Source organism: Streptomyces sp. GL_140 (genome assembly GCF_057834465.1).
Genome location: NZ_JBYQMJ010000004.1, coordinates 32379 through 45313, shown reverse-complemented (window position 1 = coordinate 45313; position 12935 = coordinate 32379). Strand labels below are relative to the sequence as shown.

General features: G+C 69.8%; 14 protein-coding genes. All 14 read left to right on the top strand.

Annotation, left to right across the window (positions count from 1 at the left end; genetic code table 11):
• The first annotated feature begins 101 nt into the window (after window positions 1-101).
• The 14 genes from AC3IYJ_RS42830 (at window position 102) to AC3IYJ_RS42765 (ending at window position 12920) form a co-directional block, all read left to right on the top strand.
• Window positions 102-806, top strand: coding sequence for a hypothetical protein (locus AC3IYJ_RS42830; protein WP_489403640.1), 705 nt, complete (start codon window positions 102-104; stop codon window positions 804-806).
• Window positions 791-3373, top strand: coding sequence for a type IV secretory system conjugative DNA transfer family protein (locus tag AC3IYJ_RS42825; protein ID WP_489403639.1), 2583 nt, complete (start codon window positions 791-793; stop codon window positions 3371-3373). The genes AC3IYJ_RS42830 and AC3IYJ_RS42825 overlap by 16 nt, the downstream gene beginning before the upstream one ends.
• Window positions 3370-4278, top strand: a complete 909-nt coding sequence (locus AC3IYJ_RS42820) for a replication-relaxation family protein (RefSeq protein WP_489403638.1) — start codon at window positions 3370-3372, stop codon at window positions 4276-4278. Before AC3IYJ_RS42825 ends, AC3IYJ_RS42820 begins: the two co-directional genes overlap by 4 nt.
• Window positions 4279-4800: 522 nt before the next feature.
• Window positions 4801-5385, top strand: a complete 585-nt coding sequence (locus AC3IYJ_RS42815) for a hypothetical protein (protein WP_489403637.1) — start codon at window positions 4801-4803, stop codon at window positions 5383-5385.
• A 209-nt stretch (window positions 5386-5594) separates the two neighbouring features.
• Window positions 5595-6311, top strand: coding sequence for an ATP/GTP-binding protein (locus tag AC3IYJ_RS42810; RefSeq protein ID WP_489403636.1), 717 nt, complete (start codon window positions 5595-5597; stop codon window positions 6309-6311).
• A gap of 56 nt (window positions 6312-6367) precedes the next feature.
• Window positions 6368-7081, top strand: a complete 714-nt coding sequence (locus AC3IYJ_RS42805; RefSeq protein WP_489403635.1) for an SAF domain-containing protein — start codon at window positions 6368-6370, stop codon at window positions 7079-7081.
• On the top strand, window positions 7081-7905 hold the full coding sequence (locus tag AC3IYJ_RS42800; protein ID WP_489403634.1) for a CpaE/TadZ family protein: 825 nt from the start codon (window positions 7081-7083) through the stop codon (window positions 7903-7905). The genes AC3IYJ_RS42805 and AC3IYJ_RS42800 overlap by 1 nt, the downstream gene beginning before the upstream one ends.
• Window positions 7892-9445, top strand: a complete 1554-nt coding sequence (locus AC3IYJ_RS42795) for a TadA family conjugal transfer-associated ATPase (protein WP_489403633.1) — start codon at window positions 7892-7894, stop codon at window positions 9443-9445. The genes AC3IYJ_RS42800 and AC3IYJ_RS42795 overlap by 14 nt, the downstream gene beginning before the upstream one ends.
• Before the next feature lie 11 nt (window positions 9446-9456).
• Window positions 9457-10380 (top strand): type II secretion system F family protein, encoded by a 924-nt coding sequence (locus AC3IYJ_RS42790; RefSeq protein WP_489403679.1) that lies wholly within the window; start codon window positions 9457-9459, stop codon window positions 10378-10380.
• Window positions 10377-11258, top strand: a complete 882-nt coding sequence (locus AC3IYJ_RS42785) for a type II secretion system F family protein (RefSeq protein WP_489403632.1) — start codon at window positions 10377-10379, stop codon at window positions 11256-11258. The genes AC3IYJ_RS42790 and AC3IYJ_RS42785 overlap by 4 nt, the downstream gene beginning before the upstream one ends.
• A gap of 20 nt (window positions 11259-11278) precedes the next feature.
• Entirely contained in the window at window positions 11279-11470 is a 192-nt protein-coding gene (locus AC3IYJ_RS42780; RefSeq protein ID WP_489403631.1) for a hypothetical protein, read from the top strand.
• A 44-nt stretch (window positions 11471-11514) separates the two neighbouring features.
• Window positions 11515-11958, top strand: coding sequence for a TadE/TadG family type IV pilus assembly protein (locus AC3IYJ_RS42775; protein ID WP_489403630.1), 444 nt, complete (start codon window positions 11515-11517; stop codon window positions 11956-11958).
• Between the two features lie 14 nt (window positions 11959-11972).
• Window positions 11973-12434: a TadE/TadG family type IV pilus assembly protein gene (locus AC3IYJ_RS42770; protein WP_489403629.1), complete on the top strand. Its 462-nt coding sequence runs from the start codon at window positions 11973-11975 to the stop codon at window positions 12432-12434.
• A gap of 48 nt (window positions 12435-12482) precedes the next feature.
• Window positions 12483-12920, top strand: coding sequence for a pilus assembly protein TadG-related protein (locus AC3IYJ_RS42765; protein WP_489403628.1), 438 nt, complete (start codon window positions 12483-12485; stop codon window positions 12918-12920).
• Window positions 12921-12935 lie beyond the last annotated feature (15 nt).

The window sequence follows — 12935 nt, the reverse complement described above, 5'->3', positions numbered from 1 at the left end:
CCATCCGTGATGCCGCAGGGGTCACCGTGGTGAGCAGACCGGTGAGGGCTGCGTCGTTTCGTAGGGGCAGACCCAAGTCCTCCTCCACGAAAGGCCTCATCATGGCTGCTCGGGCACCGGCCCCTGCGCACAGCCCCCGTACCCGTTGGTCGGGGGCCCGGCTTGTCACAGCCGCCGCGCTGCTCACCGCGGCCGGAACCTTCCTCGTCCTCACCGGGCTCGGCGGCAAAAGCTCCTCGGCAACCATGGAGGGCCAGCGACCCCGACCGGCCCGCTCCTCGCAGACCGAACCCACCACACCGCAGCTGGCTTCCACGCCCCAAAGCCAGCCGACTGGGCCGGTACGGTCCTCCCCCCAACCACAGGTCCTTCAATCCCCGTCCGGCAGGACTCCCGCACTGTCCGCAAGCGGCCGCAACGCACTGCAGCCCTCACCGTCCGGACCGGCGGAACTCCCGCCGCCCGATTCGGGACCAGCCGCCGACCCGCTCATCCAGCACGCCCTGGACCAGGCCAGCACCCCGGACCTGTCCCCCGGCTCCGAGCAACAGGTTCTCGCTCTCGCCCGCACCGCGTGGCTGGCCGAGACCGCCGGCTACGCGCAGGTCCGCATCCAGGCCGCGACCGCGCGCCGCGACACCCCGCCCCCAACCGGTGCTCCTGCGGACGCCGTCCGGCAGGAGGTGGAGCGGGTGGTGGTGCGGCTGGTGTGGGCCGGGGCCGACCCGGCCGGAACCTTCCTCGACGGCCGGCCCGCGACCGTCCGCTTCACCCAGAACGGAGATGGAACATGGAAGCGCCTGTGACCACGGCCGGGGCCCTGCATATCGGAGCCGAGTTCTTCACCGCCCTCGGGGCCGTCGCCGACTGGACGGGGGCGAACTCCTGGTGGCTGGTGCTGGTCGCGGCCGCCGCCTGGGCTGGATGGGAGGCCCTGCAAAAACGCCTGGCCGCGGAAGCCCTGTCGCGACGGACCTACCTGGAGCTGATGCCCACCAGCGAGTTCGACCCGAGCCCGGAGCAGATCTGGCGGCAGGGGATGCAGCTGGTCCGCGCCGCGGGATCCGGTCCGTGGTGGACGCCCGCGAGGGCGCGAGCGTTGCGGCTGCGGCTGCGGGCCGACGGAGTCCGTCCCCTCGCCTACAGAATTGAAGCCCCCGCCTCGGCGTACGCGCTGCTGACGCAGACCCCTTACGGGGCCCGTGTCCAGGCCAAACCGGCGGACCCGGTGGCCGACAAGCGGCGTGATCACACGGTGCGGGCGGTTCTGACCCTGCGGGGGAAGCCCGGATCCAGGCTGCGGGACGTGCCGTTGGACCCGGATCCGCTGCAACCGCTGATCGACGCCGTCGCCGATCTGAACGCCGACCTCGGCGATCTCGCCGAAGTGTGCGTCGACCTGTCCCCCGCTTCCCGCTGGCAGCTCGCCGCACACCGCTTCCATGCCATGCAGCAGGCCCGCAACGAAGCGCGCCGTGAGGCACGGCGCGAAGCTCGCTGGATCAGCCAGGACTCCACCGACAGTGCGCCCGTCGCCCTGAGCCGGCTCCTGGATCCGGCCGAGTGGCGCGGGACCCGCCGCGGTCAGATGGTCATGTCTCCCCAGCCTCGCCGCCTCGAACGCGAGACGGTCCTCGGCAAGCTCGCGCACACCCCCGGCTTGGTGCGCGTGCAGATCCTGGTGCGCTGTACATCCGACGCGGCCGGACGCGCTGAGGCGCGTCTCGTGCGGATCGGGGCGGCCATGGACGTGTACGCGGGTGCTTCCCGCCTCTCCTCGCAGGGCTGGTCCCTGGGTCCGGTACATGTCGGCCCTGACCGGTGGCCGTGGCGGGACCGCTTCGACGAGCGGTGGGCCAGCGGCCTGATGCGGCCCGCGCGCGGCGGTTGGGCCCACGTGGAGGAGCTCGCTGGGCTCCTCAAGCCTCCCACCCGGCAGGCGCAGGTGCCGTTGCTGGAGAGTGAGATGCCCACCTTCGAGAGGGGCAAGGATCTTCTGCCGCAGGGCTGGTACCGGGGCCCGGACGGCCGGGAGCGGCTGCTGGCCACCCACGAGGACGACACCCTCTTCGAGGTCCAGTCCGGCAAGGCCGGCTGGGGCAAGACGATGCGCGCCCTGGTCCACGCCGTCGCCAGTGCCCACAACGGGCGCGGCCTCGCGTTCGTCGACCCGCACAGCGACTCCCTCACCCACGTGGTCCGCTACCTCGCCCACGAGGACATCATGAAGCGGATCGCTCTGTTCGATCTCACCGTCAGCGAGCCCGGCGACATGCTGGGTTGCTGGAACCTGATCGACATGACCGGCGGGCAGCCTCCGCACGAGGTGACCGCCGCGGTTGTCGAGGCGTTCGCGACGGCCTTGGGATGGGACGACGTGAGCACGCCGCGTGCGCTCACCATTCTGACCAAGGCGGTCGAAGCGCTGGTCGCCGTGAACAGGGCTGCTGTTGCGGCCCGTACACCCGAGATGCAGGCCACGCTGTTCCAGATTCGGCCGCTTCTGACCGACCCGGTTTTCAGGAACCTGACCGTGGCCGCCCTGGACGATGAGGGCCGCCGTTGGTGGGCGAGCAGTTTCTCCGACCTTCCCAAGGACTCGCTGCCCACCGTGCTCAACCCGCTGGAGCGCCTGGGTGCCAACCCGGTCATCCGGGCGTTCCTGGGCTGCCCCGTCAGCGGCTACGACATGCGCCGTGCCATGGACACGGGCCAGGTGGTGTGGATCTGCCCGCCGGGGACCGGGCCCACCGACCGGCTGCTGATCTCCCTGATAGTCCGCGACTTCCTGCGCGCCGGGCTGTCCCGCCGCGACGTCCCGGAGAAGAAGCGCCGTTCTTTCCGCTTCTACCTGGATGAACTGATCTCGCTGGACCAGGGATCCGACAGTGTCCTCGCGGAGATTACCGAGCAGCTGCGGAAGTTCGGCTGCCGCCTGCACGGCATGACCCAGCTGATGAACCGCCTTACCCCCACCACCCGCTCGGCGCTGCTGCAGAACGCATCCTGCCTGTCCACGACGGCCGGCTCGGTCGAGGCGATCACGCAGATCACCAGCCAGTGGACCGGAACCGTCACCCCTGGCGATGTTGCTGGTCTGAAGCGGTGGTGGCACTACGCGAGTTTCACCGTCGACGGCGAGCGCATCGGTCCCCTGTGTATCCGAGGGCCCGAGCTCGAAGAAGTCTTCGGCGACCTAGCCAAGCCCAAAGAGGTCAGTGCGCTGCATCGCGCCTCCCACGCCAACACCGGCGCCCGTCCCCTCTCGGAACTCACCGACATCGCGCTCGCCCAGGAGCACAAGGTCCGGGCCTTCCTCACCCAGCGCACCACACCCGCCACCCCCGCTGATGCAAAGGATCAGTACCGATGACCGATCCCGCCCTCCAGCCCCCCACCGGCGACACACACGCACGCCGGACCCTGGCCCTGATCTCCCAGTACCGCCTGCTCACCACAACCCAGCTCCATCACATGGTCACCCCCCACCTCCCGCCCCGAAAGATCCACAACGTCCTCGCGCCGCTGCGCAAGGACGGCCTGATCACCCACACTGTCCTCGGCGCGAAGCACGGCATGCAGGCCCACTTCCTCACCCCGGCCGGCGCCCAGACGGTCACCGACTGGCCTGAACTGCGAGGCCGCACCCCCACCACCATCCAGAGCCCCACCGCGGCCTCCTTGCGCGCCGCCCACACCCTCACCGGCGTCCGCGCCCACCTGACCTTCCTCGCCGACGCCCGCGCCCACGCAGACGAGTACGAACCCCTGGACTGGGTTCCCGAGGTCACCCACCGCCTCCCCGACACCGGCGGCGAAGACCGGCTCATCGCCGATGCTGTCTTCCACTACACCGTCACCAGCCCGCACCGGCTGCAGTACCGGGCATTCGTGGAAATCGACCGGACCACCATGAGCAGCGAGCGCCTGGCCCGGAAACTGATCACCTACGCCCGGTTCCACAGCTACACCCCCCTGCCCGCCGGCGGCCGACGCGGCAGCGTCGCCGATCAGGGGGCCATGCTCGCCTGGCAACGCTTCTACCCGCGCTTTCCCCGCGTGCTGTTCATCCTCACCGGCGCCGCGCGCCCCACCCTCGCCAGGCGGATCGAGGACCTGAGGCGGATGACCGCCGACCACGACCTCGTCACACGCTTCGCCTCCCAGGTCCCCCTCGGCGCCGCAATCCTTGAAGACCTCGAAACTCACGGTCCCCGCGCCGAGGTCTGGACACCCCTCTCCGGCACCGAAGAACCCCGCAGCTGGACCCAGCTCTGAACCCCGTCCGCCCAAGAGCCGAGTCTCTTCGTCCACCCACTGCGGGCCACCCGCCAGGAACGGCCGGACTATCAGCAGGTGGCGAGCGAACACTGCGAACTGATGCAGCAATCCGCCGACCGGAAGGCCCAGACCGACTCCTACAGCGACTACTCCTGCACCTGGGAGTGAGGGATCCGGCGAGCAGCGGAATGACGAATTGCAGTCAGCAAAGAATGAGCCAGAAGGAATGATTCCGGCCATCGCTTGAATGGGCCCGATATCGACCGGTCCCCGTCCCGTCAGTCGAGACAGCGGGCGACCGCACATTGACCAATTGGCATATGCGTGGCGGCATTTCAGGGCAAAGCCACCCATCCGTTCACCCTCGCCCCAGAACGCCGTAGGAGCTGCAGCGTTGACGTCGTATGGTGCGCTGTACAACGCACTGCGACGACGCGAACACGTTGCACCAGCGATGATGCGGCCTGGGCGGGTGGCCCTGAACATCCGCTCCACGAGGTGACCACCGGGGAGATCTCCGTGACAACGGCACGACAGCACCACACCCGCACCGCCCACCGCCGGCTGCTTACCGCCGCGGCCGTTGCCGCGACCGTAGCGGCCCTCACTGTCGGCTGCACGAAGGAAAGCAAGTCTGCGTCCCCACCGCCGAGCCCCTCGGCGTCGCCTAGTTCCTCGGCCGATCCGCAGGCAGCAGAAAAGTCCACGTTGCTCGGTGTCTACCAGGCGTACTGGGACGCACAGCTGAAGGTCTACGCCACGGGAACCATGAAGGACACCGGCATCGAGAAGGTCGCCACCGACAAGGCCTACTCGAAGGTGCAGACGACTCGTATGTACTACGTGGACAACAACCTGACGGTCAAGGGCGCCCCGGATTTGTCGCCGAAAGTGACCGTCATCGAGATGACGGCCGTGCCGCCAAGCGCCACGATCACCGACTGCCTGGATAGCACCAACTACTTGACGGTCGACAAGAACAGCGGCAAGCCCGTTGAGACCGTTGACAAGAACCGCAGGCATGTCGCAACCTACACGGCACTGAAAATCGGCGGCCTCTGGCAGGTCAGGGACTCCGACATCTCGCGGGACCGCACATGCTGACGGCTCGTGTGCCTTGGGCGGCAGCCATCGCGTTGCTCGCGTTCTCCCTCGCGTCCGGAATGGCTGCTGCCGATCCGACGCCGGGAACCGAATGCCCTCCCAACGTTCCGGACTGTGTCATCCACTCCGGAGGGGATAAGCCGCCCACTCCGGGTGGTGGCGGGGGGACCGGCGGGGGTGGAGGCGGAGGTGGAGGCTCCGCCAAGTGCATGGCTCGCGATGGCTCTGGTGGAACGTTTGAGGTGCCGTGCCACAGCTCGGCGGGGTGGTTCGATGCAGGCACCTCCTGTTACTGGATCCTGTCGGATCCTCAGCCGCCCGCCGATGATCCGGTCTGGTCAGGTCGTACGCCCGGCGATGGGGCGATCTACGACGGCACGTGCCCGGGTCAGCCTCTGAACGGGGGCTACCGGTGGTGGCAGAACCCTCCGCCCGGGTACGGCGGCGGACCCGACCTCGAAGCCCTGGCTCAGGAGGCGGTCACCAAGATGCGGTTGCTCGGCGCGGATATCGGCATCGCGCCGAAGCAGGGCGGCACGGGCACGGTCGGTGTTCCTGTCTGGGTGTGGAACGGTCCCGGCGCTCAGACGACCGGGCCGACGTCGGCGAGTGCCACCGCGCTCGGGGTGACGGTAACCGCCACGGCGACCGTGCAGAACGTGGTGTGGAACTTCGGCAACGGCACCACCGTGTCCTGCCCGTTCCCCGGCACTCCTTACAACCCGTCGTCCGGCCTGACTCCGCCGAGCAGCGCCAGAGGCCAGTGCGGTATTGCGGGGTACTCCCGGGTTGGTGAGTACACGGTCATCGCGACGACGACGTGGGCGGTGCATTGGGCCGGCGGCGGCCAGCAGGGCGACCTGACGACCACCCGCACCTCTCAGGTCCCGGTTCGTATCGGAGAGCTCCAGGTCGTCGGCCAGTAGCAACGGCCCAACGGCCGTCGGGTCTTCCTTCCCCCCTTCTTTTGGAGGCACAGCACGTGAGCACCACCACCACGCCCGCGCCGGGCCGCTCCGTTCCCGGCCCCGGCGGTCCGGGAGCCCAGCCTGCGGCCGCGCCGCGGCTGGTCCGTCAGCGTCGGCGCCGGCCTGGGCTAATCGCGCTGTCCGTTGCGCTGATCGCCGCCGGTGGTCTGTCCGGGGCGCTGTTGTTCACCGCATCGGGGCAGCGCACCGCCGTGCTGGTCGTGGCGCGGGATGTTCCGGTGGGCGCGGCGATCACCGACGCCGATCTCGTACCCGCGTCGCTCGCGCTGGATCCGGCCGTCAAGGCCGTTCCCGTCGGGAAGAAGGCGGGCGTGGTCGGGCAGAGGGCTGCGGTGGCGTTGAAGGCGGGATCGCTGCTGTCTCCCGGCCAAGTCACCTCGGTGTCTCTGATCAAGGCGGGCGAGCAGTTGGTCGGCGTGGCGCTGAAGCCTTCGCAGCTCCCGGCGAGCCGGCTGGCGCCGGGGCAGAAGGTGTTGATCGTCTCGACGCCCGATCTCAATCAGGGTGCGGCGGCTGGGGGCAAGGCGGCGGAGAGCTCCGCGCCGAAGACCGTGGCTGCCACGGTGGTGGCGGTGGGGCTGGCAGCTCCGGCAACGGGTGTCGTGGTGGTGGATGTCGCGGTGCCTGTTGCCGAGGGCCCGTCGTTGGCCGCACGGGTGGCTAGTGGTGCGGTGGCGTTGATTCTCGCTCCGCAGGAGGGCAGCTGATGGCGGTCATCGCGCTGGTCGGCGGGTTGGGTGCCCCTGGGGTGACGACCACGGCGATGGCGTTGCTGATGGCGTGGCCGCTGCCGGAAGGCCACCGGGTGGTCCTGGCCGAGGCCGATCCGGACGGCGGTGCGGTTCTGCCCGGTGCTCTGCAGGGAACTCTGGGTAACACGCACGGGCTGCGGAATCTGGCTTTGGCTGCGCGGCAGGGGCAGTTGGCGGAGGCGTTCTGGCGTCAGCTGGTCGATGTGACCGACGCCGGGAGCCGGGACCGACTGGTCCTGCCCGGTCTCTACGATCCGGCGCACGCATCCGCGATGGAACCCGTGTGGAAGCCACTGGCCCAGCTGGTCACGGGCATCGAGGCACACCAGCATGACGTGATCGTGGATCTGGGACGCCGCGGAACAGTGGGGGCGTCGGCGGTCCTCGCGCAGCAGGCCGACGTCGTGGCAGTCGTTGCCCGCAACACCCTGCGGAGCCTGACCCAGGCCGAGGTCCGCCTGGCCTCCTTGCGTGAACAGCTCGGCGCGGGCGCCGACATCGGGCTGTTGATGGTGGACGAAGGGCCGTTCTCCAAGGAGGAGGTCCGCAAAAAGCTTGAGGTGACGGTGGTGGCGGTCTTGCCGTGGCGGCCCAAGGAGGCCGCGGTGCTGTCCGACGGGGCGGAGCAGCCCCGCCGGTTCGATGCCGCGCCCCTGATGCGTTCCGCGCGGTCGGCCGCTGTGCGGCTGCAGGAGATGGTGGCGATCCGCCGCTCCCGCCTGGCGCCCCCTCCCCCGGGTCCTGGTTCCACCGGCCAGGCGGTGAATGGTGCGCGCTAACCCCCTCCACAACGATCCGCAGGTCGTCGCCGGCTCGCTGCACGCACGCCTCAGCGCTCCCCGCACCTTCCCGGAGCACCTCGACCCGCGTGGCGGGGCGCCGGTTGATCCCCGGCATGCCGCGCACAGTGCTCCTGCTGCCGCCGCGGTGCCTGCCCCGTTGCCGGTCGTGCTGGACTACGCGGCGGTGCGCCTGATCAAGAAGGAGGTCGGGGAGCGGCTCAGCGAGCGGCTGCGTACTCACCCGGGTCTGAGCTTGGAGGCGCAGGAGCAGCAGGGCCGCCATCTGATCAACGAGCAGGTGGCGATCTGGTCGGACGCCGAGGCCGTCAAGCGCGGGTTCGCGGCAGGCCCGGACATGGACGCCGCGCTCGCGCAGGCCGTGTTCGATCTGCAGTTCCGGGCCGGCCGGCTCCAGCAGCACCTGGACAACCCGCTGGTGGAGAACATCTTCATCAACGATCACGAGCACGTCTGGCTCGACTTCACCGACGGCCGCCGTGTCCAGGTGGCGCCGGTTGCCGACTCTGATGACGAGCAGCGCGAGCTCCTGCGCGACCTGGCCCGGCGTACCTCGGGTCAGAACGAGCGGAGCCTGTCGACGGCGGACCCGTTCCTGGCACTGCGTCTGTCGGACGGATCGCGCTTGCAGGCGATCACCGACGTCACTCCGGGCACCTACGTCACCATCCGCCGTCACACCATGCGCGACGCCACACTGTCCGACCTCGTGGACCGGGGCATGCTCGACACCACGCTGGCGCAGTTCCTGCGTGCCTGCGTGCGCGGCAGGAAGAACGTGATGGTCGTGGGCGGCCAGGCAGCGGGGAAGACGACCCTGATGCGCGCACTGCTCAAGGAGATCGACCCGGACGAGCGGTTCGCGACGCTGGAAACCGAGTTCGAGCTCTTCGCCCATGAGAACGGCTACCACCGTCAGGTTGTGCCGATGGAGGCCCGCGAGTCCAACGGCGAGATCGTCGCTGGGCAGGCCGCCGGCGAGATCACGCTCATGGATTTGATGTTGCGGGCGCTGCGCATGACCTTGACGCGGATCGTGGTCGGAGAGGTCCGCGGCCCGGAGATCGTCGCCATGATCAACGCGATGACGAACGGTATGAATGGCAACCTGTCCACCCTGCACGCCGCCCACCCGAACGTCGTCTTCGACCGGATCGCCGATCTCTACCTCCAGGCGCAGGCCAACATGAGCGAGAACCTCGCCTACCGTCAGGCCGCCAACGGGCTGCACTTCATCGTGTTCGTGTCCTCCATCGACGAGACCCAGATCGGCGGGCACCGCCACCGCTTCATCTCCCACGTCCTGGAAGTCACCGGCATCGGCGAAGGCGGCCGCCCTGAGACCAACGAGGTCTTCGGGCCGCGCCCGGAGTGGGGTGAGCCCCGGGCGGTGCCGCTGATGCAGCCCCGCTGCATCAATGAGCTGCGGCGCGTCGGGTTCGACGGCTCCCTCCTCACGGATCCGAGTGGGGCCTGGCCGGCCGCGCTCCCTCTGCTGATCCAGGAGGACGGGCTGTGACAGTACTGCTGATGTGGGTCCTGGCCGGCCTCGCCCTTACCGGTGGCCTGGTAGGGCTGGTTCACGGGGTCGTGGGCACCACCGCCCCGAAGGGCCCCGGGCTAACAGCCCGGTTGCGTGCCGGGCGCACGCTGGCGAGCCGGGACGCGCGGATGGCCCGCCGTACCCGGCTGGCTGTCGGCGCCGCGGGCGGGGTGCTCGTGTGGCTGGTGACCGGGGTGTTCATCGCCGGGGTCCTGCTGTGGCTGGCTGTGGTCGGGGTGCCCTGGCTGCTGTCGCCCACGAAGTCGGCGACCGTACGGATCGGGAAGCTGGAGGCGCTGGGTGACTGGACGCAGCGCCTGGCCGGCACCCTGCGACTGGGGCGCGGCCTGGACGAGGCGCTGCAGATCTCCCGCAAGGGCTGTCCCGAGGACATCGCCGTCGAAGTCGGCGACCTGGTCGACCGGCTGAAGGTCGGCTGGCGGCCCACCGACGCCCTGCGGGCCTTCGGCGACGCCCTGAACGATGTGACTGCCGACAAGGTCGTCGCGGCCCTGGTGCTGTCGGCTGCTGACCGGGGCCCTGGCCTGGCCCAGGCCCTGGACGACCTCGCAGAGTCCGTCCATGAGGAAGTGGCCCGCCGCCGCGGGATCGAGGCCGACCGGGCCAAGCCCCGCACCACGATGCGGTGGATGACGATCATCACCCTCGGTGTCGTCGGAGCCGGTTTCCTCATCCCCTCCTACACCGCCCCCTACGGCACCCTCCTGGGACAGCTCGTCCTGGCCGTCCTCTCGGCGGGCTTCGTGGGCGTCCTTGCGCTGATGCGGCAGATCGCCGACACCAAGCCCGTCCCCCGCTTCCTGATCCCGGACCCGCGCAGCGCCGTCACACCCGCACCCGCTGCCGTCCTGGGCGCGAGCGGCAACGAGAACGTGGAGGTGGGCCGGTGACCGCCCTCGCCGCCATCGTGTCGGGGGCCGTCATCGGCGCCGGTGCGGCCCTGCTGATCCGTGAAGTCCTGCGCCCGGCGCCCGCACTCGGCCCGGCCCTGGACCGTCTCAACCGGCCAGCGCCCCCACGCGCCGATGAGGTGGGCGCGGACCGGGACGAGCTGTGGGGGCGGTGGCTCCTCGACCACCTCGCCGACGTGCCAGGGGTACGGATCCCGCACAAGGACCTCGCGCTGACCGGTACCACCCCGGCCCGCTTCCTGCTGACCAAGGTCGCGCTGTCGGCCGGCGGGCTGCTCCTGCCGCCGCTGTCGACTATCCCGTTACTGCTGCTGGGCCTGCCCCTGTACCTGCCCGCACTCGTCGGGATCCTGGCCGCAGTGGTCCTGTGGTTCGCCCCCGACCTGGCGCTGCGCGACAAGGCCAAGCGCGCCCGCGTCGAGTTCGCGCACGCGATGGCCGCCTACCTCGACCTCGTCGCGCTGCGCCGGGCCGGGAACGTGTCCGCGGAGCAGGCCATGGAGCAGGCCGCGCAAGTCGGTGAGGGGTGGGCGTTCCTGCGGATCCAAGGGGCACTGGCCCGCTCGCACGTGGACAAGGTCGCTCACTGGGAATCGCTGGCCCGCCTCACTGCCGAACTCGACCTGCCCGTCCTGGACGACCTCGCGGCGATCATGCGGCAGTCCGCCGACGACGGCGCCTCCGTCTACTCCACGCTGCGCTCCCGGGCGAAGAACCTACGCACGGAGCTGCTGACCAATCAGGCGGCCGACGCGAATGCCGACAGCGAGAAAATGACCGCCCCCGGCGCGCTCCTCGCAGTCCTTGTGATGCTCCTGATCGCCTTCCCCGCCATCATCCGCATGCTCAACACCTAACCCACAGCTAGGAGTCCCTCATGACCATGACCGTTATCCGCGTGTCCCAGTGGCTGAAGTCCCGCATCGAGCAGGGCATGAACCCTGACCGGGGTGATGTCTCGATCACCACCGTCATCATCTGGGTCGCGGCCGCCGCCGCCGCGATCACCATCGCGGGCGGGATCGCGTTGCTGGCCACCCGCTACAACACCAAGCTCGCCGGCGTCTGACCCCGCCGGAAACGACAGCAGGCGACAGGGGAGGCGGGGAGAGCGTGTCGCAGCACGAGAAGACCGGGCCGGTGCCAACCGCGCCCAACCACGCGGGCACGGGCAGGAGCTGGGGTGATCGGGGAGAGTCGTCCATCCAGATGGCGATCGTCTTCCCCTTCGTCATCCTCGTCACCATGGCGGTGGTGCAAGCCTCGATGTGGGTGTACGCCCGCAACATCGCGCTGACCGCGGCCCGCGAAGGCGTCGCCGCGGCACGCACCTACCAGGCGCCCGAAGACGCGGGAGCGGCTCGGGCCCGCGAGACCCTCGGGCGGATCGCGGGCAACAGTCTGGCCCAGAGCACAGTGAGCACCTCCGGGAGCACCGCTGGGGAGGTGCGGGTGACCGTCACTGGCCTGGCCCCGTCGATGATTCCTGGCCTCGCCGGGCTGAGCGTGTCCCAGTCGGCCGGAGCTCCCCGCGAGCGCTGGGTCCAGGCGCCATGACCACACAACGGCCCGTGCGACAGAGCGGGTGGCGGGGCGGCTGGCGTACGCGGCTGCGGGAGGACCGGGGTAGTGAGGCGATCGCGGCCGCGATCGTCACACCGCTGGTGCTGATGCTGCTGTGCATGGCGATCGCGGGCGGCCGCATCGTCACCTCCGGAGCGAAGATCGATGCTGCCGCCGAGGACGCCGCCCGCGCCGCCTCCATCTCCCGCACCGCTGCCAGCGCCCAGAGCGAAGCGTCCCAGGCCGCGGCCCGGTCGTTGAGCGACCAGGGCATCCGCTGCGCCTCCACGAACGTCACCGTCAACACGGCGGGGCTTGCCGTTCCTCTCGGACAGGTCGGCACCGTCACCGTGACGATCTCGTGCACGGTGCCGCTGGCGGACCTCCTGCTGCCGGGCGTCCCGGGATCCCGGACGCTGACGAGTCAGTTCACGTCCGTAGTTGACGCCTTCCGGTCCCGGGAGGGATGAACCATGTCCGCAGCTGAAGACACTTCCTCAGCTCTCGATCCCGTACCCGTGACCGCACCGCTCAGAGGCAAGCACCGAGGAGATGAGGGCGGGATCGCGATCTACACCGCGATCGTCACGATCGCGCTGCTTGGCATCATCGGCCTGGCGATCGACGGTGGCGGAAAACTCCGCGCCACCGAACGCGCGGATGCCGTCGCGATGGAAGCCGCCCGCGCCGCCGGACAGGCCATCGACCCCGCCTCCGCCGTCAACGGAGTCGGCATCCGCGTTGACCCCGAGGCCGCGCAAGCCGCAGCCCAGTCCTACCTCGCCCGAGCCGGCAGCCAGGGCACGACGACCCTGTCCGCAGACCGGACCCAGCTCACCGTGACCGTCCACGGCACCTACGTGACGAGATTCCTGGCGATCGTCGGGATCGGCTCGATGGAAGTGACCGGGCACGGCGGTGCCCACCTGCTCCATGGCATCACCCAACCCGAATAGCGAACCCGTACCAGA

Coding starts and splice junctions, on each gene's coding strand:
- AC3IYJ_RS42830 (WP_489403640.1), top strand. CDS start 102: ATGGCTGCTCGGGCACCGGCCCCTGCGCACAGCCCCCGTACCCGTTGG.
- AC3IYJ_RS42825 (WP_489403639.1), top strand. CDS start 791: ATGGAAGCGCCTGTGACCACGGCCGGGGCCCTGCATATCGGAGCCGAG.
- AC3IYJ_RS42820 (WP_489403638.1), top strand. CDS start 3,370: ATGACCGATCCCGCCCTCCAGCCCCCCACCGGCGACACACACGCACGC.
- AC3IYJ_RS42810 (WP_489403636.1), top strand. CDS start 5,595: ATGGCTCGCGATGGCTCTGGTGGAACGTTTGAGGTGCCGTGCCACAGC.
- AC3IYJ_RS42800 (WP_489403634.1), top strand. CDS start 7,081: ATGGCGGTCATCGCGCTGGTCGGCGGGTTGGGTGCCCCTGGGGTGACG.
- AC3IYJ_RS42795 (WP_489403633.1), top strand. CDS start 7,892: ATGGTGCGCGCTAACCCCCTCCACAACGATCCGCAGGTCGTCGCCGGC.
- AC3IYJ_RS42790 (WP_489403679.1), top strand. CDS start 9,457: ATGTGGGTCCTGGCCGGCCTCGCCCTTACCGGTGGCCTGGTAGGGCTG.
- AC3IYJ_RS42780 (WP_489403631.1), top strand. CDS start 11,279: ATGACCATGACCGTTATCCGCGTGTCCCAGTGGCTGAAGTCCCGCATC.